Origin of the sequence: Eggerthella sp. AM16-19, from assembly GCF_003474385.1 — a bacterium.
Taxonomy (GTDB): domain Bacteria; phylum Actinomycetota; class Coriobacteriia; order Coriobacteriales; family Eggerthellaceae; genus Senegalimassilia.
In genome coordinates this window covers 21,698-42,953 of record NZ_QUCY01000002.1, presented here as the reverse complement: position 1 = coordinate 42,953, position 21,256 = coordinate 21,698, and the positions used below count along the sequence as shown (strand labels likewise).

At 58.9% G+C, this 21,256-nt stretch carries 15 protein-coding genes; 8 read left to right on the top strand and 7 right to left on the bottom strand.

The features are described 5' to 3' along the window. Window positions 1-73: 73 nt before the first annotated feature. The gene (gene pdxR / locus DW178_RS01405; RefSeq protein WP_118349353.1) at window positions 74-1,684 is read right to left on the bottom strand and encodes a MocR-like pyridoxine biosynthesis transcription factor PdxR; all 1,611 of its coding nucleotides are present in this window, start codon (window positions 1,682-1,684) and stop codon (window positions 74-76) included. Window positions 1,685-1,819: 135 nt separating this feature from the next. Here pdxR and pdxS point away from each other — a divergent pair, with 135 nt between their 5' ends. Further along, window positions 1,820-2,710 (top strand): pyridoxal 5'-phosphate synthase lyase subunit PdxS, encoded by an 891-nt coding sequence (pdxS, locus tag DW178_RS01400; RefSeq protein WP_118349352.1) that lies wholly within the window; start codon window positions 1,820-1,822, stop codon window positions 2,708-2,710. Between the two features lie 218 nt (window positions 2,711-2,928). After that, window positions 2,929-3,567 carry a pyridoxal 5'-phosphate synthase glutaminase subunit PdxT gene (gene pdxT, locus DW178_RS01395; RefSeq protein ID WP_118349351.1) on the top strand — a complete coding sequence of 213 codons (639 nt, stop codon included), beginning with the start codon at window positions 2,929-2,931 and terminating at the stop codon, window positions 3,565-3,567. Here the strand turns inward: pdxT and DW178_RS01390 are convergent, their stop codons facing one another. Further along, entirely contained in the window at window positions 3,568-5,937 is a 2,370-nt protein-coding gene (locus DW178_RS01390; RefSeq protein ID WP_158573955.1) for a prealbumin-like fold domain-containing protein, read from the bottom strand. A 973-nt stretch (window positions 5,938-6,910) separates the two neighbouring features. Between DW178_RS01390 and DW178_RS01385 the strand changes: the two genes are divergently transcribed. The 6 genes from DW178_RS01385 to DW178_RS01360 all read left to right on the top strand — a co-directional run bounded on the left by DW178_RS01385 (window position 6,911) and on the right by DW178_RS01360 (window position 13,800). After that, the gene (locus DW178_RS01385) at window positions 6,911-8,002 is read left to right on the top strand and encodes an ornithine carbamoyltransferase (RefSeq protein WP_118349349.1); all 1,092 of its coding nucleotides are present in this window, start codon (window positions 6,911-6,913) and stop codon (window positions 8,000-8,002) included. 131 nt (window positions 8,003-8,133) lie between these two features. Continuing rightward, window positions 8,134-9,330, top strand: a complete 1,197-nt coding sequence (locus tag DW178_RS01380; protein ID WP_042432121.1) for an agmatine deiminase family protein — start codon at window positions 8,134-8,136, stop codon at window positions 9,328-9,330. 258 nt (window positions 9,331-9,588) lie between these two features. After that, complete coding sequence (locus DW178_RS01375; protein WP_118349348.1) at window positions 9,589-9,810, top strand: hypothetical protein; 222 nt, start codon at window positions 9,589-9,591, stop codon at window positions 9,808-9,810. Between the two features lie 13 nt (window positions 9,811-9,823). After that, entirely contained in the window at window positions 9,824-11,263 is a 1,440-nt protein-coding gene (locus DW178_RS01370) for a purine-cytosine permease family protein (RefSeq protein WP_158573953.1), read from the top strand. Window positions 11,264-11,294: 31 nt separating this feature from the next. Further along, window positions 11,295-12,248: a carbamate kinase gene (gene arcC / locus DW178_RS01365; protein WP_118349346.1), complete on the top strand. Its 954-nt coding sequence runs from the start codon at window positions 11,295-11,297 to the stop codon at window positions 12,246-12,248. 769 nt (window positions 12,249-13,017) lie between these two features. Beyond that, a complete protein-coding gene (locus DW178_RS01360) occupies window positions 13,018-13,800 on the top strand; it encodes a helix-turn-helix transcriptional regulator (RefSeq protein WP_118349345.1) in 783 nt (260 codons plus the stop codon). A gap of 262 nt (window positions 13,801-14,062) precedes the next feature. Here DW178_RS01360 and DW178_RS01355 read toward each other — a convergent pair whose 3' ends face one another. From DW178_RS01355 to DW178_RS01335, 5 genes are all read right to left on the bottom strand, one after another. Further along, on the bottom strand, window positions 14,063-15,403 hold the full coding sequence (locus DW178_RS01355; RefSeq protein WP_118349344.1) for a GGDEF domain-containing protein: 1,341 nt from the start codon (window positions 15,401-15,403) through the stop codon (window positions 14,063-14,065). Window positions 15,404-15,553: 150 nt separating this feature from the next. Next, a complete protein-coding gene (locus DW178_RS01350; RefSeq protein ID WP_118349343.1) occupies window positions 15,554-16,372 on the bottom strand; it encodes a glutamate cyclase domain-containing protein in 819 nt (272 codons plus the stop codon). Window positions 16,373-16,390: 18 nt separating this feature from the next. Continuing rightward, a complete protein-coding gene (locus DW178_RS01345) occupies window positions 16,391-17,239 on the bottom strand; it encodes an aminotransferase class IV (protein ID WP_118349342.1) in 849 nt (282 codons plus the stop codon). Between the two features lie 471 nt (window positions 17,240-17,710). Next, a complete protein-coding gene (locus DW178_RS01340) occupies window positions 17,711-19,246 on the bottom strand; it encodes an alanine/glycine:cation symporter family protein (RefSeq protein WP_118349341.1) in 1,536 nt (511 codons plus the stop codon). 555 nt (window positions 19,247-19,801) lie between these two features. Next, window positions 19,802-21,244 (bottom strand): ATP-binding protein, encoded by a 1,443-nt coding sequence (locus DW178_RS01335; RefSeq protein ID WP_118349340.1) that lies wholly within the window; start codon window positions 21,242-21,244, stop codon window positions 19,802-19,804. Between the last annotated feature and the right edge of the window lie 12 nt (window positions 21,245-21,256).

The following is a 21,256-nucleotide window of genomic DNA, read 5'->3' as shown; positions in this document are numbered from 1 at the left end:
ACGCTCGGACGTCTGCGGGCGCTCACGGCGTCGGGGTTGCGAGCGGAATCTGTGAATCGTTTACGGTGCTGGCTTATGCCCATGCGTTCGCAAGCGCGTTTGCAACGGCGGGCGCTTCCTCGATCGAGGTGCTGTCGCTTCGCAGGATGAAGCGCGCGGGGGAGGTTTCGCTCGCCGTGCTTGCCTGTGGCTCGGTGCCGGTCGGGGCGCCGCTTTGCGAAGCCGTGCCGGCGAAACTCGACAGCGGGGCGATGCGGATGCCGGCGGCTTCGGCGGCGGTGGCAAGTTCGCGTTCGCCGCGTTCGCTCTCCAGTTGCATGATGAAATGCAGGCCGTCGTTGAGGCCGGCGAACGCAATGCGATCGCCGAAGACTTCGTGCAGGGCGTTGACCAGGGCGTCCTGCGTTTTGCGTGCGTGGGTGCGCAGGCGGTTCACATGGCGGTCGTAATGGCCCTGCTCGATGAAGCGAGCCAATGCCAGCTGGTCGAGCGGGCTGACGGTGTTCGCATAGAAGCCGAGTTGCTTGCGGAAGCGCTGCGCCAGCTGCGGCGGCAGCACCAGGTACGCCATGCGAAAGGCCGCGCCCAGGCTTTTGGCGAACGAGTTGAGGTACAGCACGCGTTCGGCGGCATCGATGCCGAACAGCGAGGGGATGGGTCGCCCGGCCATGCGGAACTCCGAGTCGTAGTCGTCCTCGATCAGATAGCGGTCTCCTTCGCGCGCCCAGTTCAAAAGCTCGCGACGTCGGGCCGCCGTGGTGACGATCCCGGTGGGGAACTGGTGCGATGGCATGATGTGGGCGACCGATGCGCCGGAAGCTTCCAGGGCTGCTACGTTGATGCCGGAATCGTCCAGCCCGATATGCGCCACCTGCGCATCCTGCTGTTCGTACATGCGTGTGAGCAGGGGGTATCCCGGATCTTCCACTGCGTAGCGCCTGGTGCGTCCTAACAGTTGCACAAGCAGCTGGTACAACGTTTGCGACCCGGCGCCTATGGCGACCTGATCAGGCGACACGTCCATCCCGCGGTATTGCCGCAAATGGTCGGCGATGGCGCTTCGCAGCTCGGGCGATCCTGCTGCGGAAGCGGCTTCGGCCAGCGATGCCGCCGATTCGTCCGAAAGCGTTCGGCGGACGGCTTTCGCCCAAGCGGAGTAGGGGAGCATGGTGGTTGCCAGCGTGCTGTGCATGAAATCTGCGAGCAGCGGCGCATCGGACGGGGTGTTTTGAGCGTGGGCTGCAGTGGAACCAGCCGGTTGGGTGCCCGGGTTGGTGGTTGGTAGATGTCCGGTCTGGTTTTCCGGGCGTTCCTTCTCTTGCGAAAGAAGCTGCAGGTTGTTCGGGTTTGCGGCGTGATTATCGCGCTCGCGTCTCGCGGCGGCGTTCGCCGCCTTGGTTCGGTGCTGCGCGCTTCCCGGTTCCTCGATCTTGGCGGCGGGCGCAAGGTCGCATGCGTAGTAGCCGCAGCGCTCGCACGAACGGATGTAGCCTTCGGCGACTAGCTGGTCGTATGCGGCTTCGACGGTGATCAGGCTGACGCCCAGCTGTTTCGCCAGCGCGCGTTTCGAGGGCAATTTCTGCCCGGGTTCGACTTTTCCGTGTGCGATATCGTGACGGATGCAACGATACAGATATTCGTAAAGAGCCAGGTCACCGCGCGATTCCATATCGTAGAAGAACACTTGTTCGTCACCGCTTTCCCCGATTGTTTCACGTGGAACATCTGGTCATATAAAAAGAAACAGTTTTGGTGATACTACCATAACCAGATGAAGCGTAACCTTCGGGCATTCACATTCTCAGAGAAGGAGTAGGAAATGACCGAGCCTCAAACCGCCGAAGAGCGCGTTGCCTTGAACCGCCAGCTTGCCCAGATGCTGAAGGGCGGCGTCATTATGGACGTCACCACGCCTGAGCAGGCGCACATCGCCGAGCAGGCGGGTGCTTGCGCCGTCATGGCGCTCGAGCGCATCCCCGCCGACATCCGCGCTGCCGGCGGCGTGTCCCGTATGAGCGACCCGAAGATGATCAAGGGCATCCAGGAGGCCGTATCCATCCCCGTTATGGCCAAGTGCCGCATCGGCCACTTCGTGGAGGCCCAGGTGCTGCAGGCCATCGACATCGACTATATCGACGAGTCCGAGGTGCTGTCCCCGGCCGATGACACGTACCACATCGACAAGACCCAGTTCAACGTGCCGTTCGTCTGCGGCGCCCGCGATCTGGGCGAGGCGTTGCGCCGCATCGCCGAGGGCGCCACGATGATCCGTACCAAGGGCGAGCCCGGCACGGGCGACGTGGTGCAGGCCGTGCGCCACATGCGCATGATGAACGCCGAGATCCGCCGCATCCAGAACCTGCGCGCCGACGAGCTGTTCGAGGCCGCCAAGCAGCTGCAGGTGCCCGTTGAGCTGGTGAAGTACGTGCACGAGAACGGCAAGCTGCCCGTCGTGAACTTCGCTGCCGGCGGCGTTGCCACCCCGGCCGACGCTGCGCTCATGATGCAGCTGGGCGCCGAGGGCGTGTTCGTGGGCTCCGGCATCTTCAAGTCCGGCAACCCCGAGAAGCGTGCGCAGGCGATCGTGAAGGCAGTGGCGAACTACACCGACGCCAAGCTCATCGCCGAGCTTTCCGAGGACCTGGGCGAGGCCATGGTCGGCATCAACGAGAGCGAGATCGCCATCCTCATGGCGGAGCGCGGCAAGTAACGGTTCCGTTTTGCCTACGGCAAAACGGACTAGCTCGACGCTGTGGGCCGCTGCGGCACGCCGTCTTGCACCTCAGCTGCGCAGGCGTGGCCCAAAGGCCAATGCCCGCTTGCTTCGGCGCAATACGACGCACCGCAGCGGCCCTCGCTGACTTTGACGCCACCTGCGATTTTATTGGCGGGTGGCTTTTTGGCTTGATGTGACCGGAGGGTTTCCCTATGTCTAAGAAAATCGCTGTTTTGGCTGTTCAGGGGGCGTTTATCGAGCATGAGCGCACGCTGGCGAAGCTGGGGTGCGAATGCATCGAGCTTCGGCAGGGGCCCGATGTCAAACAGCCCTACGATGCCCTGGTTCTGCCGGGAGGCGAGAGCACGGCGCAGGCGAAGATGTTGCGTGAGCTGGGCATGCTCGATACGCTGAAGTCCCGCGTGGCCGCCGGCCTGCCGGTGCTGGGCACGTGCGCGGGTCTGATTTTGCTGGCGCAAAACGTCGAAGAAGGCGTTCCCGCCGCCGGTGACCCGAACGGCCCCGTTGCCGCGGGCGCGACCGCGCCGGGCGCCATCGGAACGCTGCCGGTGACGGTGCGCCGCAATGCGTACGGCCGTCAGCTGGGAAGCTTCCGCACCGTTGCCCCCTGCGCGGGGCTGCCCGGCGTACCGGATGGCGAAACCGCCGATATCCCCATGACGTTCATCCGCGCCCCGTTTATCAAAGCGGTACCTGAAGATGTCAAGGTGCTTGCTACCGTGGACGATCGCATAGCCGCCGTTTGCTACGGAAATCAGCTGGGCGTGTCGTTCCATCCTGAATTGGATGATGACCTGCGCATCCACGAGCTGCTCGTCAGCCTGATCTAGCTACCTACGGCGCCTTCTTCGCTGATAGCGTCCTCCTTGCGCCTGGTTGCCGCCCTTCACGCGCGCGGCAACCAGGGCAAGTGCGGCTAATGCGGCGGCTCCAAGAAGCTGCGTTGTCGGCAGTGCTGCCCAATCTCCGGTTTCCGCCAATTTGCCCGCAGCATCCTTGGGTGTTTTGCTCTCTTTTGGCTCCTTGGTATCGTTTTCCGGTCCGTCATCGCTCTCCTCAATAAGGCGATTCGTCACCGTTTTCGGTATTACCGATGGCTCCGAGGGGTCGTGGTTGATATCGATTATCTCGCTGACCAGGTTGTATCCCTCGTTCGTATCGCATGGCATCTCTTCAAGCAGGTATCGCCCATAGGGTAGCGCCGCAAGGTCGTTGGTCGGCGCAGCGGTGCTGCCGTCGCTACCGCAACCGAACCATATGCCTGCCGTCGGGTCCATATCGCTTGCGGCTACACGTTCGGCATCCAGCAGGCGATCGTTGCCGTTGGTGTTTTCCGCGTGCTTGACATAGCGGCTCTCGGTGGATGCGTGCCCATTTTCATCGCAGACCAGCACATGCTTCTCGCCGGTTGCAAGGTTGGTTAGGGAAAACGCCACCTGCAAAGGCTTGCTGTCGCCTTCCTTGATTTTGGATAGCTCCAAATCGTTTCTAATCACCTGGTTGGAGAATGAAAGCGGGTTCCCGTTCGCATCCGCTTCGGCGAGCTCTCCTGCTGCGTGTACTTCTACGGTCCTAGGGCTTCCATCCGATAAGAGGTAGCCGTTAGACGCGGCGACCTCGCGAACGGAATAGGTGCCGAACGGCAAGGCATCGGAGCTGGTTTGCGCTCGGTGCTCCTTGCGCTCTTCATCCCATTGCGTTTCGATCACATCGACAACCTGCCCGGGAGCGCTCCATTCTCCGTTAACGTTCACGCTATTGGGCGAAGCGTTGACTATCTCGAAAAGCACGCCATCGAGGGTGGGCGCCCATGCAAACTCTTCATTGCCGCCCATCGCAGCAGAGCCATGCAGCTCGGCATCCGTTTTCGATACGGCTATGCCGCCGCGAAGAACCTTCTCATGCACGGAAACGCCCTGATCGGCGCTTTCTCCCGAAATGAAGGAGACGGTGCAGTCGTGCTCGCCATCGCCCGTGGCCGCTACCGTGATGACGGCGGTTCCGGGATGCTTCTCGTAGCCTTGCGGCGCCCTCGTTTCCTCGATGGTGTAGGTGCCTATGGGAAGCGCGCAAAACCCCATGGAATCGCGAGGAAGCTCGTCGCCGCCTACGTGGTAACGCTCCATGTTCGTCGCGTCCGATAGGTGTACCTCGCCAAGCTCATCAGTACAGAATTCCCAGGTGAACAGGGGATTCGCTGCAACGTTGTCATCGGCGCCTTCTCCGCTGGTCCCATCGTCCTTGCTTGGAGGCGATTCCAGCTGCGCGAAATACCGCACGGTGAACACCGCCCCTGCCAGACTTGCGTCCCCCTGTGGTGCAGCGAATCGGCTGTCCGCGTCCAGCTTTCGCAACAACACGTCGAGCCGTGCCATTTGAGGCGCGTTCTCCACTTTCCCGCTGTTCACGTGCGCGATTTGGCGGTCCTTGACCTCAACGGGGAAGACGTTGGTGCTTGCCGCCATATGCAAAGGGGCTTGCAGCTCGCGAACCCAGTAGGCGCCTGTCGGCAGCGCATCGGCTTTTGCCCGTCCCTCCGCATCGCAAACAAGGGTGCGCGCCAGGTCGCTGCAGGTCTCATCGCGAAAGATGCCGAACTTCGCTCCTTCCAGGGAATACAAGGGGTTTCCCTCGGTTATGCGCGGTTGGGAGGATACCTTCGTCAGCTCGAGCGACCCCTGGGCCGTGTAAGTGAATGACACCACGCACTGGGTAGCGTTGCCGGTTGAGGCCTGGAAGGCCGAGAATGTTGTGGGGACTTCGGCTATTCTCTCTGCTATGCGGCGGCCGGTTGCCGCGGCGTTGATAAGCGCGCCGTGGGAGTCGAACCCGATGACTTGGCGCTGCGCCCATGATCGGAAGGACTCGCTGCATCCGTACAGCGCCGAGGCGCTGCTGGACGAGTACGTGTCCGAAAGCAGGATATGCGTGAGCGCGGCATAGCGAGCTTCGGTCATCTCCCCGCCGTCGTACCAGGTGGAAGGCCATAGCGTTTTATCGAACCCAGGGCTGCCGTACCCGAACCACAGGTCTGCGGCGGCTTCGGCGTTTCTGCCGCTCGGGGCGTTGATGGGGGCTTTCGCATATGGTCCCGACCGAGGAGTGGCAAGCATGGGCGTGGCGCAATAGGCGGCGTTTCCATCGACGCTCATCCACGTGGTGTTGTAGCCAGCGTAGTCGATTCTGGCGCCTACCAGCAAATGCCCGACCTCGCTTTCGGCGAAGGCGGAAGCCGGCGGCGAACCGACGGCGAACCCGCATGCGAGCAAGACGGCGATTAAGGCGAATCGGAGCGCCGATTCGATGCAACGGCGTTGTCGCGTATACGGATGGGGGATCGATTGCTCGTTGGGGCGCTGCAGTTGCCGCGCTCCCCGATCTTTTGACGGTATCCGGATTCGTGCTCGCGACAATGCCCTGCCGAAATCGTTTTCATGAAGTGCTCCCGATATGCAAGCTGCAAAGCCCGTTCCCATGGCGCCTCCTTGGTTCGCTAGGTGTTTAACGAACCAGCATACCGACGCGAACTTGCAGAACCCTTGCCGGGAGCGCCATGCGTTGTCGTCGAAACCTTGCACCGCAGTCAGCCTTGGTTCCGGCTCAAACCCGCAGCATGGTTGATGAAACCTTGCAGATTTACATCAGCGTCCCACCCGACGCGGCGCAACGAGAGGGGCAATCGTTCGCTTCTATTGGTTCCCGTGCATCCATATGAAGGATGCTTTGCGAAACAAGGCATACAAGCAGAAGGGCCTTGCCGATGCTGTCGACGCCGGCAAGGCCTTTTGCTTTGCGCTCGGTTACGCGATATGGGCAAAATCGCTTGTGATTTACGTATCATCCCAGCTCAGATGCTAGAACTCGCCATAAAAGGAGCAACCACCGCGCCCGCTTTCCTTCGTGTGGTACACAAGTGGTGCTCATGGTCCAATCCATTCATAGCATCTATTATTGCACGCATATAACCCTATTAGGTTATATAGATGCACCCTTCTAACCCGTACGCAATAACTAGCCTAATCCCTTCACGCACTTTTCATAAATGGTACAGCAAGCCGATTGAGGGTTATCCCTTGCGGCTCGTAAAGTGGCAGCCATCGGATCCCAAGTGAGGGGTCCAAACCAATAGCGAATCGTCGAAAGACGAACGGCAAGAAAGAAGGAGTGAGGGTTATGAAGCACGAGCATTACATGGACATGAACCGTCTGAGCGACTGGAGCGTGGACCAAATCAACGAACTGCTTGATGTTTGCCTGCTGCTGAAGGAGATGGAGGAGAAGGGCGTTCGCTTGCCCCTGCTTAAGGACGTCTCCCTTGCTATGATGTTCGACCAGCAGTCAACCCGTACCCGCGTAAGCTTCGAGACGGCCATGACCCAGTTTGGCGGCCATGCGATGTTCCTCGATGGCAGCTCTCTGCATGCCGGCTCTGGCCAAGAGGATATCGCGGAGACTGCGGCCATTATTTCTTCCATGGCCGACGCCATCATGATTCGTAGCCTGTCTCAGCGCGTCATCGATGAGGTTGTTGCCAACTCCACTGTACCGGTTATCAGCGGCATGTCCTGCGCCGAGTTCCAGTCTGATGGCTTTGGTAGCCAGGAGCAGCATCATCCCACGCAGGTCATTGCCGACCTTATCACGATGATCGAGCGCAAGCCGAAGGGCAAGAAGCTGTCTGATTGCACCTTCATGTGGCTGGGCGATGGCGCTGACGGTTTCGACTGCGTGTTCATGGACCATCTCTCCCTGTTCCCGCGCTTGGGCATTCGCGTGATTTGCGCTGCCCCCAAGAAGTTCTGGCCCTCCGACGAGCTGCTGGCAAAGTGCCGCGCTCAGGCTGCCGAGGATGGCAACGGCGAGATCATCTGCACCGAGGATCCCTATGAGTACGCTCCCGAAACCGATTTCTTCTACACCGGTGTCGTGAACTACCACAAGATGGGCGTTTGCGAGAAGGAAGCCTTTGAGGTGTTCTACCCGAAGTACCAGATCAACGAAGAGCTCATGGCTCATGCCCCGAAGTCCGCTTGGGTTATGCACTACCTGCCCGGTAACCGTAACTGGGAGATGACTGACGCAGTGTGGGATGGCCCGCAGTCTGCTCTGCTGCCCCTGGGCGAGAATCGTCTGTATGCTCAGCGCGGTATTCTGGTGTACATCCTGTGGCCGCTCCGCCGCAACACCAGCGAGTATCTGGAGAACTACTACCGCGGTAAGGTCGAGGATCTGCTGACCCCGCGCATTCACAACTACGACTTCTAAGGCGTAAGTTTTGTCGTTCGGTTGACGCTAGCCCAGTTCTCGTCAATCGAACAAGGCACAATCATATTTCGCAAAGGGCTGCATGGTCGGCAGCGATCATGCAGCCCTTCGTACTCATTGGAGGTACTGAAATGCGTCAGATTACCGAATCCGAATCCACTCCGAAAGCCGATGGCTTCTATATGCCGGCCGAATTCGCCCCGCAAGACCGCGTGTTCATGGGCTGGCCGAATCGTCCTGACACGTTTGCGTTCGGCGCCGTGCCCGCTCAGCGCACCTATGCCGGCATCGCGAATGCCATTTCCGAGTTCACTCCCGTTGTGATGTGCTGCAACGAGGCCGACTACGACAACTGCAAGGCTGTGTTCAAGGATAACGAGCGCGTGACGGTTATGGAAATGAGCATCAACGATGCTTGGTTCCGCGATACCGGCGCCACGTTCTTGGTGAATGGCAAGGGCGACAAGGCTGCTACTGACTGGCACTTCAATGCATACGGTGGCTTGGTGGATGGCCTGTACTTCCCCTGGGACAAGGATGCTAAAATCGCGCGTAAAATGGCCGACTACGTGGGGGTTCGCACGTATCGTCCCGACCATGTGATTCTCGAGGGCGGTTCTATTACCGTTGATGGTGAAGGTACCCTTATCGTTACGGACTCGTGCCTGCTTTCCGGTGGTCGTACCGCTTCTGTGCTGGTCGCCCATGAGCCTGATGCAGGTGATTGGCCGCTGTACCCGCGTAAATATGAGCCTTTCAGCGAGGAACTGCGCGCTTACATGACCAAAGAACTCGAAGAGTACTTGGGTGTTGAGAAGGTTATTTGGGTTAAGGAAGGCATCGATCCCGAGGTTACTAACGGTCATATTGACGACTGCGCGACCTTTATCGCTCCTGGCGTTGTGGCCTGCATCTGGACCGATGATCCGGACTATCCGTTCTATCGTCAGTGCCATGAAATCTACGACACTTTGGTTAACGCTACCGATGCTAAGGGTCGCAAGCTGAAGGTCTACAAGCTTCCCATGCCCGAGAAGCCTTGCTTCATGTCCGATGAGGAAGCGAATTCCATCGACCTGGTGAACCCGCGTACCGCGCAGGACGAGCCGCAGATTGCTTCCTACATGAATTACCTGGTAACCAATCACGGTTGCATCGTCCCGCAATACGGCGACGTTAATGATGCTCTTGCCGTAGAAACCTTGCAGAAGATTTACGACGAGACGTGGGGCGAAGGCGTGTTCAAGTGCGTTGGCGTTGACTCTCGCCAGGTTGTGTACGGCGGTGGCAACATCCACTGCATCACGCAGCAGGAGCCCTCTGCTTAAAGCTTGGAAACACTTTCAAATAGGCATCTGACCCATAAATTCATGATTCGCATTAATTGCTAACAGGGTTAATGGGTTCTGAATACGGAGGGCGTAGGTTTTTGCTAGAGGTAAGACTTGCGCCCTCTTTTGGATTACGAAGCGCAAGAGGGGAACCGTGCGAAAGAAACGATCCTTTTGGAAACGCCGGTGGCGGTAATGGTTGCCGTGCTCGCTTCGTAGGATGCCAACTTCGATAACAGAAGGAGGGAGTAGTCCATGAGTGCCGTAGATGAAATCAGGTCCGAGCTGAGCGGAAGCACGAACTTCGATGAAGCTCACGAAGGGGAACTGTTCGAGCGTATCGCGGAAATCGAAGAGCAAGAACGCGAGGGAAAGCTCATTCCTGGACTGGATAAAGCCGACAACATTTTGATAGCCGCAATGTTTATCGTGCTGGGAGTGTTGCCTGTTATCTGGTATGCGGTCATGTATTTCTAAGGGGAGGTGCATTATGGCTGAAGCAGATGTCAACAGCGAGGCTCAAAGCGAGTCTATGCCTGTTCTAAAAAGCGAGTGTCCTTATGGTTTCAAAGATTACACGGTAGTTATCACGGGTTTTGCGTGCGCGGCATGGTGTTTTATCACCGGAGGAAGTCTGGCGCTATATGTAGACGTTCCGACAGCGCTTGTTGGCTCGATTGCCGGCAACATCGTTGCAGTATTGCTTATGTCGCTTGCGACGCAGGTGATATCGGGAAAATATGGAGTCGACGCATACACATCGGTGCGAGGCATCCTTGGTGGCAAAGGCACGAAGGTATTCCTGATTTTGATGTCCATATTCGTTATTGCTTGGCTGGTTATCCTCTGTATGATGGTGGCGAAGGCCGTTGGCAATATCGTGCTTGGGTTTACAGGAACGAACATCACTACCGGTGTTCCCATGTTCATTCTTTCGGTGATTGCCGGCGCGATTTGCTGGATGGTCGCCTGGAAGGGCCCTGTGCTCTTGAAGAAGCTCAATAACTTTGTAGCACCTATTTTCGTCATCATTTTGATCTTCCTGTTCGTGGTGGTCAGCATGAACTACGGTTGGGATACCGTTCTGTCCGCTAAGCCCTTGGCCCCGTTTGAGGACCAGTGGCTGAACTTCCTGGTAGTCTTCGAGCTCAGTATGGGCGCCGGCTTTTCTTGGTGGCCGAATATGGGTGGTGTTGCGAAGCTGTGCAAGACCACGAAAGCGGCTTTCTGGCCAAACGTTATCGGATTGGTTTTCGCCGCGACTCTGGGCACCGTTATGGGTGTTGCAGCATCTCTGCTGGTGAACAGCTCCGATCCGACTGCATGGATGATTCCGATGGGCGGTCTGGGTCTTGGCACCGCGGCTTTGCTGCTGGTGATTTGCGCCGACATTACTGCATGCTCCGTTATGTTGTACAACCTGGGTATTGGCATTAAGCAAGTGAAGACCTTTGTGAAAATCCCATGGGGCAAGTGCACTGGCTTGATTACCCTGATTGCTTTCGTCGGCATGATTTGGGCTGAGCCGCTGTACGACAATTTCTATATCATCCTGGGTATTTCCAGCATGAGCTGCGCTCCTATCGCAATGATGCAGCTGGTTGACTACTACGCGTTCAGGAAAAAGCACATTTCCATTCGCGACGCTTACAACAACGGCAAGAACTCCAAGTACTATTTCTGGGGTGGCTTCAACTGGGTTGCAATTGGCGTTTTCGCAGCTTCGGTGGTGCTGTATCTTGCAATTTTCGATCCCTTCCTGTGCATTCCTCATGACGCCTTCAGGTACTGCAATGCAACGACTGCCGTGTGCATCTTCAGCGCGCTTGCATACTATGTGCTAGGAAAGCTGCTCCTGGTGAAGAGAGGTATTGGCGGCTTCCCGAAGCCTAATGAGAAGGCTGGCATCGAATCGAACGGTAAAGAATAGTTCTCGATAAACAAGCAAGGAGGTAAACCCTATGCCCTACGCAAAAGGTGACGGTCCTTCCGTTGTCATCGCCCTCGGCGGCAACGCCCTCGGCAACAGCCCGCAGGAGCAGCTCGAGCTGGTGAAGAACACCGCAAAGCACATCGTCGACATGATCGCCGATGGCGTGAACGTCGTCGTCTCCCACGGCAACGGCCCCCAGGTCGGCATGATCAACAACGCTTTCGCCTACGCCGCCGCCAACGACGGCAAGACCCCGGAGATGCCTTTCCCCGAGGCCGGCGCGATGTCCCAGGGCTACATCGGCTATCAGCTGTCCCAGGCCATCCTGAACGACCTGAAGGCCCGCGGCATCGACCGCTCCGTCGCCAACGTCATCACCCAGACCGTCGTGAACCCCGAGGATCCGGCGTTCCAGAACCCCACCAAGCCCGTCGGCGCCTTCATGACCGAGGAAGAGGCCAAGGCCAAGGCCGCTGAGACCGGCTGGACCTTCAAGGAGGACGCCGGCCGCGGTTGGCGTCAGGTCGTCGCCTCCCCGAAGCCCGAGCGCATCGTCGAGTTCGACGCCGTGAAGGACCTCATGGACAACGGCTACATCGTCGTGTCCACCGGTGGCGGCGGCGTGCCGGTCTTCGAGACCGAGAACGGCTACGAGGGCGTGCCCGCCGTCATCGACAAGGACCGCTCCTCCGCTAAGCTGGCCGCCGACTTCGGCGCCGACATGCTGGTCATCCTGACCGCCGTCGAGAAGGTCTGCATCAACTTCAACAAGCCCGACCAGGAAGAGCTGTCCACGATGACCGTGGCCGAGGCCCGCGAGTACATCGCCCAGGGCCAGTTCGCCCCCGGCTCCATGCTGCCCAAGGTCGAGGCCTGCATCGAGTACGTCGAGGCCTTCCCGAAGGGCAAGGCCCTCATCACCTCCCTCGAGTGCGCCGCTGCTGGCCTCGAGGGCAAGACGGGCACTGTCATCGTTGCTTAATTCGATGACGCCTCAAGGCCGTCGGCAGAAGTCCGAGGATGTTGACCGTTGCAGGAACGCACCACGGATCGTTCAAAACGGCCTTAGGTGGTCTCGGAGCAGAGAGATTCGCGTAGCCTTCGGATTTGTGGGCGATACTCCGAATCGTTTAATCGGAGCGCCACCGAGCACTCGACTCCGGGATGCCATCCACCTATTCGCGGCAGTGCGTGCGCATGCTCTGCCGCAACCCTCCTAAGCGCTCTCGGGGTGAATCCTCTGATAGGGTTTACCCTGAGGGCCGGCGTTGACGGGTAACACCATACTTCTTCCTTGCGTTGCGTCCCCTCCTCGCGTGATTTCGGACTTCTACGCGTGTGCATGAGCGAGAAGGAAGCATGGTGTTCCTCGTGGAACGTGTTCAGCTGAACGTTTTGCGGGTCTTGGTAGTCGCCCGGAGCTTCTGCTCGGGGCCTCGCATCGTGGCGGTCGGTGGCCCTTCCTATTTTGCCACCGACTGTGCGAGCGTGAAATGCAGTTTGCCTTGCGACGGAATTCGCCGCTGTCGCATTTTCCATCTGCAGGCAATAGCCCCATCGGCAAAGCGATGGGGCATTGCCATATTGCGCAAATGGCAATTGCTTGAAGGTCTTCAGTTTTTGCAGGGAAAGAGCATGTGCGGTCTTCGGCATCTTTTATGAACTGGCTATCGGTAAAATGCGCTGTATATCCTGTTGTGCGGGTATAATTCCATGTATGGGGATACGTTAATCATATATGGAGTGGTCGTATGGAAGATGACATCCACAGGAAACAGAATGACCTGATTCTCAAGCTTTACACTACGCCTATGGAAGATTTGCTCGTAACCTGTTGTGACGGTTTGCGGGGAATAATGCCTTTCGACCATTCATATACAGCGCTTAACGACCAATCCGATTCGCATAAAGCTGCCTTTAACTATCGAAGCACGGATACTGACGACGAGCTTACGGCGCTTTATGCGAATTACTATCACGCTATCGACTACCTGTCGTGGTACTACAATCAATGTTTGCCTATGACGGTTCGTTCCACGGATTTAATGCGACCCGAGGTTATTGAGCAGTCGCGTATTCATCAGGAGTGGGAAAGTCGTTTAGGTATTTTCTACACGGCAACAGCTTGCATCGCTGCTGATGGTATTCTGTTCGGCACCATTTCTCTCATGCGCTCGAAAGAGCACGGTGACTTCACTGATGAGGAAATGCGCGTGCTTGAGGAAGTGAACGAGCATCTTTGCAGCCGTTTTCGTCTTGTGTATCCAAATGGCGTGAATCGCTTCATGATGGATTGCGATGCGGACCCCATTGTTGCTGCGTACTCTCTTTCCCCGCGTGAGTGGGAAGTTGCTTGCTTGCTGGTAAAGGGCATATCGCGTGTAGAGATTGCCGATAAGCTAAGCATCAGTAGAAATACTCTCAAGCGCCATATTGCCAACATCTACCATAAAATGGGCGTTTCGAATGAGATGCAGTTTTTTGCAGCCCTCAATCGAGTCAGAGACGGGGGGGTCCTCAAAATCCGAAAATGACGCTTGGCATTGCTGCGTGATTGGCTGGCGAGATGGACTTTGTTTAGCCTCTTAGGTGTCTGATGTGTGCTTTCGTCTGAGCGTAGCCTGATCCGTTGCTTGCAAATGCAGCTGTCTCGTACTTTACGCGAAACCCTTGGAAACGAAGCCTAATGACCGCATCGCTTCCAGGGGTTTCGCTATTCGTTGGGTTGTGCGCGGACCCGGATCGCCTTCCGCTTGCGCAAGCCTCCTGTGTTTGCGCGCCTTCCCTGTTCAAGCTCTAGAATTCACCGAAAAAGGAACAGCTGCCGCGTCCGTTTTCCTTCGTGTGGTACAGCGCATCGTCCGCGTCCTTGTAGATGCTGTCGCCGGGATCGGGGCGATCGGCGAACGCGGCGCCTGCGCTCAGCGATACCTGCGGCATGCCATCGATGGGCTTCGATAGCTCCGTATTCACGAAATTGATCTTCTCCTGGATGGTGTATCGCAGATCGCTGGTCACATCCGCCATGATGACGGCGAACTCGTCGCCGCCGATGCGGCACACGAAATCGGTGCTACGGAAGGCCACCTGCAGCAGGCTGGATACGCGCTTGAGCACCTGGTCCCCCACGGCGTGGCCGAAGGTGTCGTTGACGGATTTGAACTGATCGACGTCGGCCAAGATGAGCGCGAAATCGTGCTTGCCGTCATCGTGGAGTTTCAGGGCCTTGTCGAACGATCCGCGATTGAGCAGGTCGGTCAGCGGGTCGTGCTCGGCCTGATGTTTGACGACCATGTGCGTGGCCTCGTTTTCCGTGAACACGCGGTTATACGTTTCCGCCAGCACCTGCAGCTCGCCTGCGCCCTGCACGGGGAACAGCTGGTTGGCCTTGATGCTGTCGCCGAAGCTCAGAAGGGGTTTCACGATGGCGCGACGGACGAGCGCGCAGATAACCAACGTCAGGGCGATATAGATCGCCACGCATGCCTCGATTGTGCCATAAATGCCATCGAATACGGAAGCGGCGCGGTTTTGGCTGCCTATTGTGGCATCGGTTACCTTGGCGATGCAATCGCTGGTGTGGCTGTTGATAGAATCCTTCGCTTCCTGGTATTTGGAATCAGAGACGAGGTTCTGTGCCTCGTAAATCATGCTGTCGTGCGACGTGCGCGAATCCTCATCGCTGATCTGGCATGATGCGATTTCGGGCCACGGGGAGGGATCGATGCCGTTCGCCTCGCAGATCAGGCGCATGGCGTAGAACTCGGTGTTCATCAGCTCGTTCGACTCGTCCATCGCGGTGCGCAGCGATTCGTATGCGTCGGTTCCCTCAAACCGGCTTTTGAGGTCCGCAAACGCCTCGTCGAACTCCTCGTTGCTGTTTGCCATGGAGAAGTAGCTGTCGATGTACTCCGGTTTGGCGGTCATGGTGACCAGGCGAACCTGCTCGGTCAGGTAATCCGACCTGTCCTGCATTTGCTGTGCATCGCTTTCGCAGGAGATGTATGCCTCGTTTGCCTGTTGCAGTACCTCGAACTGCGCCCGCCCTTGCCAAAACAGGATGGCGCATGCGACGCCAAGCGCAAGCGTTATCGCGGTGTTTGCGAAGCTGACGGTCTGGACATGGACCCTTCTCATGGCTTTTACCCCCTCCTGCCGCCTTAGACGGCGTTTTCACAGCAGGTAATTATAGGGCTTATCGACCGCATCAGTCAGCATGAACAGGGGACGGAGGTGCGTTCGCGCTCACGTGAACACGCCTCCGTCCCCTGTTCACCCGTCCTGCGTCTATGCTTGAAGCAGCGCTTCCACCACGCCGCGCTCGGTCTCCAGGGAGAAGCCGTCCACGGTGGCCTCGCGGCGCCCGGTAGTGCCGTCTACGCTTCCGCGCTCGACGATAAATTGGTAGAAACCGTTGATCTGGTCGAACTCGGACAGCAGCTTTTCCTGGGCGTACCTGCCCATGGCGGCTGCTATGCCGTAGCCGCCCCAGTTCGACACCGTCGCCACCACCAGGTTGTCCACGGTTACCACGCACGGCTCCAGCGTCAGCTTGCGGGCGATGGCGTGGGCCACGTTTCCCATGCCGATCTCGTTGCCACCATCGCCGACGCCGATGGTGGGGATGTTGCGGCGCGCGGCTTGCACCACCAGCTCGTCGGTTGGCGAGGTGCGCCTCGATATGTCCACCCCGCGCATATTGCAGTAGCGGCTGTGGAGGTTGCGCCCGCAGCGCTCGATGGACACGATGCCCACGGGCGATAGCGAGTCGAGCAGCCTGCCCATGGCATTGTCGCTGTCGTCAGGCTGGACCGTGCGCGTTTGGATGTGCAGCTCGTTGAAGTACGCGCACACCGGCGCTTCCGATACCACGACCGGCGTGAACCCCAGTTTCATCAGGGATTTCGCCATCACATACGTTCCCGTGGGGCCGTCGGTCTCAGGTGCGCCGCCCACGTCGAAGCCCGTGAGAAGGGCTACCTTGCCCAGCGGCCACGACAGGACCTGGCGGGCCGCCCGAGCGCAGAAATCGACGGGCAGCTCAAGGGCCAGTTTCGTCATGCCGCGCGCCGAGTGGCGCAGCAGTATCCCTTCGATAGATTCCATCGCATGCCTCCGGCGCCGCTAAACCGCTGTGGCTTCGGCGAACTCGCGGTTCACCTCGGCTCGCAGCGCCTCGGCCACCTCGGGCGATTTGCCGCCGCAGGGCTTGCCTTCGAACTGCTCGGCGAACAGGCACAGGTTCGATGAGCTGGTCACGATGATCTCCTGCGCGCCGCGCAGCGTATCCAGGTCGTAGGGCTCCTCGTGCACTGGGATACCCAGCTTGTTCGCGGCTTTGATCAGGTGCTTTCGCGCAATACCCGGCAAAATCAGCTCGTCGGTGGGAGCGGTCCACAGCTCGTCGTCCAGGATGATGGACACGTTGCTGTGCGCGCATTCGGTTACGCGGTTGCCCATGTTCGCGCGGTAGTACACCGTCTCCTGCACGCCCTCGCGCTTGGCCGCCTGCGAGCTCATGACGGCGGGCAGCAGGTTCAGCGTCTTGATGTTGCAGTGGTAGAAACGCGTATCGGGCTCGCTGCGCAGCTTGATGCGCTTGGTGCCGTCGGACATCACCTGTGGCGTGATGGTCACCCACAGGTTGCCCGGCCCCTCCACGTAGTCGTGCTTGCGGGGCGCGGTTCCGCGCGTGCACTGGTAGTACACGAAGTGTTCGGGCGAGTCGACCTTCTTCACCAGCTCGTTGAGCAGGTCGGCAAGCTCCTCGCGCGGCATGGGGATCTGGATGTCGGCAAGGCGGGCGCTGTTGTAGAAGCGGTCCAGGTGCTCGTCCATGGCGAAGATCTTGAAGTTGCGAGCGGGACCGGCGTCGTACACGCCGTCGCCGAAGAAGCAGACGCGGTCGTTCATGGGGACGACCATGTCCTCGATAGGGCCGAACTTCCCGTTGTAGTAGCCAAGGTTCTCCATGCGGGATACGCTTCCTTTCAGGCAAAGTAAATCAATTTAGTCGGATTTCGAAACAAAAAAAGAAAAAGGCAGTGAAAAGGGTGAGCAGGGGACGGAGGTGTGTTCAGGATGGACGTTTGGGAAATGAAATTGCCGCCCTGAACACACCTCCGTCCCCTGCTCACCGGCCGGCCCGCGAAAGCTCACGGCAACGAGGGCTTTTTGATGGGAGATGTCAGCTTTCATTGACTTATCTGACGCATTGAAGCATCATCATCGCACGTCAGACCAATGGAAGGAGCCTCCATGAAGAAGCACACGTTTTGGGCATATGCCGCGATCGCATGCATGGTCATGTGCGTCTGGACGGGCAAAGCCCACCGCTAAGGGTATTGACCGCGGGCGGCTTCCGCGAGCTAAAGAAGCCGCCCTTTCGCCGTTCGCCCAGATAGATCCGTTTTCTCGCGGCTCTCATAGCGAATTGAGGCAACACTACTTCTCGTGGTATTGCGGAATCTCGGTCTTGTCGACTTCTTCCAGGTTGTTGTCGTATACGTAGTGCTTCGTTTCGCGGGCGATGATGGCGGACAGGCCCAGGACCGCGATGCAGTTCGGGATGGCCATGAGCGCGTTCATCACGTCGGCCACATTCCATACCACGGAGCTGAGGTTGGAGACCGCGGCGCTGCCGGCGGCATCGCCGACCATCATGCAGCCCCAGAACACGAACAGCAGGAATACGATGTAGTAGGGGAGGACGGCCTTCTTGCCCAGCAGGTAGCTGATGGCGCGGTTGCCGTACTGGCTCCAGCCCAGGATGGTGGAGTACGCGAAGGTGACCAGGCCGACCAGCAGCACCAAGGGGCCGAACACGGGGATCTTCTCGAACGCGGCGGTCGCAAGGCCGGCGCCCGAGGAGATGGTGCCGTTAGCGATGGCCGTGGAGAGTTCGGGGTTCGCCAGCAGCGTGGTCATGAGCATCAGGCCCGTGATGGCGCACACCACGACGGTGTCCCAGAACGTGCCGGTCATGGAAACGAGCGCCTGACGTGCGGGGTTCTTCGTGGTGGCGGAGGAGGCGACCAGCGGGGCGGAGCCCAGGCCGGACTCGTTGGAGAAGATGCCGCGCTTGAAGCCGAACTGCAGAGCCAGGGTGATGGTCGAGCCCACCGCGCCGCCGGCGGCGCCTGCGGGGGTGAAGGCGCCCGCGATGATCTGGCGGATCGCCTCGCCCAGGAACTGGCCGTTCATGCCGATGATGATCAGGCAGCATACCACGTAGAAGATGGCCATGGCGGGGACCAGCTTCTCGCACACCTTGGAGATGGACTTGATGCCGCCCAGGATGACGATGGCCACGAGAGCCACCACCACGGCGCCCACCAGCCACTGCGGGATGGCCTTGCCGTCGATAAGCGAGGTGTTGTACAGCGCATCTGCCAGGGAGTTCGACTGCGTGGAGGCGCCGATGCCGAAGGCTGCCAACGAAGCGAACAGGGCGAACAGGATGGCCAGGATGCGGCCGGCCTTCTTGTTCTTGAAGCCGCGCTCAAGGGCGTACATGGCGCCGCCGAGCATCTTGCCGGAGTGGTCCTTCACGCGGTACTTCACGCCGATGAACACCTCGGAGTACTTCGTGGCGATACCTAGGATGCCGGTGATCCACATCCAGAAGATGGCGCCCGGGCCGCCGAACAGCAGGCCCGTGCCCACGCCGACGATGTTGCCCGTGCCGATGGTGGCGGCAAGCGCGGTGGTAAGCGCGCCGAACTGGGTGATGTCGCCGTCGGCGTTGGAGGGGTCATCCTTGGTGACGGACAGCTTGATGCCGGTGCCGATCTTGCGCTGGATGAAGCCGGTGCGGATGGTCATGAAGATGTGCGTGCCAAGCAGCAGCAAAATCATGATAGGACCCCACACGAAGCCATCGACGGCATCGATGACGTCAAGCGGGCTGGTAGCGGTGGCGATTCCCTCCGCAAGTCCAGTGAACGGCGTGATGAAGAACGATGTAAGGAAATCCTCCATGGCCTTCCCCCTTTCTCGTTGGGGAGAGCGCATGCGTCCGGGAGAACCGAAGGGGAATCTCCCTAACGCATGCCCTTTCCTCGCGTGCATGACAGGGAAAACGCTACCGAAGGCAGTTTGCAAACGCGTTTCAATTACGATAACGCTCGTGTTACGGCGTAAATTGCGCGTTACACGGCAGGATGAGGGGCGCTTTAAGCATGTCAGGCAGAATCGCCGGTTCCGTTAATGGGCGCTTCTGTTGTCGAAGCAGCATGTCGGCCTGGTGAAGAAAAAGCGTTTTGGCAACAAAAAGCCGCCCGATGGGCGGCTTGAACATTTGGTCGCGGGGGCAGGATTTGAACCTACGGCCTCCGGGTTATGAGCTCTCTTACGGCGCTAATCATCAGCAACAGATCTTCGCATCCCTCTGTTTCCGCAGGTGCATTCGACCTGATTCCGCTCAATTCTTTTCTCGCGAAGGACTTATCTCCGATGTCGTCATGATAAAGGTGCAAAATAGGTGCGAAATAGGTGCGAAATAGGTGCGAAATAGGTGCGAAATAGGTGCGAACCTTATCGTAAAGAGTAATATTGCCCTGGATCGTTGACGGCTGAGCCGTGCCACTCAAGCGGACCGGAAGGACCTGAAATCCCCTTGAGAACGCTGCCAGCCGTGCGACGCGTGCGCCCGATGTGATCGGCGAGCTCTCTAGCGGTCACTTTGCCATTCGTAAACGCAAGACGAATCGCAGCCAGCTCATATTGATCGAGGGAGGCCAATTTCTCGGCCGAGAGCTTGTCCTCGAGCGCCTCGCTCCTTCTGACGGTTCGGGCCACGATGTTGTTCTCAAGCGTCAGCTGGACTTTCGCCCTGCCGGGCTCTGTGTAGACCGGGTCGTTGAGTAGGGAGTCCTGCATCTCGGTGTAGATGCGCTTGACGCCCTCGTTCAACTCCCGGACCCAGCCGAATTCGACCAGCGTGCGCGCGATGCGCGGGTTGCGCGAGTAGCGGGTGGTCCTCATGTTGTCGAGCGTCACGATATTGGGGAGCGAGCCCGGGCTGACGATCTCCAGGCGGTCGTCGAACATCGAGACCCGGATGTAGTCGCCTCGGAACGAGTAGTCGCGATGGGTCACCGCGTTGACGAGCCCCTCGAACCAAGCGAACTCTGGGTACTCGGGCACGGTTTGGAATTTACCGTCTGACCCCAGGAACTGGAACTCGCGGAGCATACTCGAGATGAGTTCGTAGGCGCCTTGGATGACCTTGGGCAGCGGCCCGCAGAAGCTTCGCTCCTTCGTGATGTTGAGGCGCTCGCCCGTCTCCATCTTGACGCCATCGTAGCGCAGGACGCGAACTCGGGCCTGCGGCATCATCGCGGAGGGGTCATGAGCGAAGAGCAGGGCGCCGGCCACGGTCAGCCTTCCGTTGCGCATGAAGCGGCGGCTCCGGAGGACCTGCTCGTCGGGGGCGTCTGTTCCCAGGATCCCCTTGTAGCGGTCGAGCACCTCATGATCAATGTCGTCCAGCGAGGAGTCTTCGACGAGCTCGTCCTCGAAGATCCTCTGCCCCTTATCGTACTCCAGGGCGAGGACCTGTTCGCGGTTGAGCCTCACGCTCCTGTCGTTCTGCCGCAAGAACACCTCGTCATCGCTCTCGCGGGCGACAGAGTGGCTGGTCGATGCCTCGATGTCCAATACGAGGACGAGGTCTTCCTCGCCAGAGGAATTAACCACGGGGATTCGGTCCTTGCGGACGATGGGGGTCGGCGTACAGGTCGTGAGCGCTGCGCGCTCGAAGTTCTCGATGTCGCGCGCGCCGCTGCGCTTGAAGCCCGTCACCTCGCCGTCGTCCTCGATGCCGATAACGAGCTTGCCGCCGGCGGCGTTGGCGAACGCGCTGATGTGCTTTGCGATCTCCTTGTCGTCCTTGCGGGCGCTCTTCCGATCGAAATACTGGTTCTCCTTGAAGGTGGAGAACAGGTTCACATCGTTTGTCGCTATGGGTTGCTGCATCGTTGCCTCCTC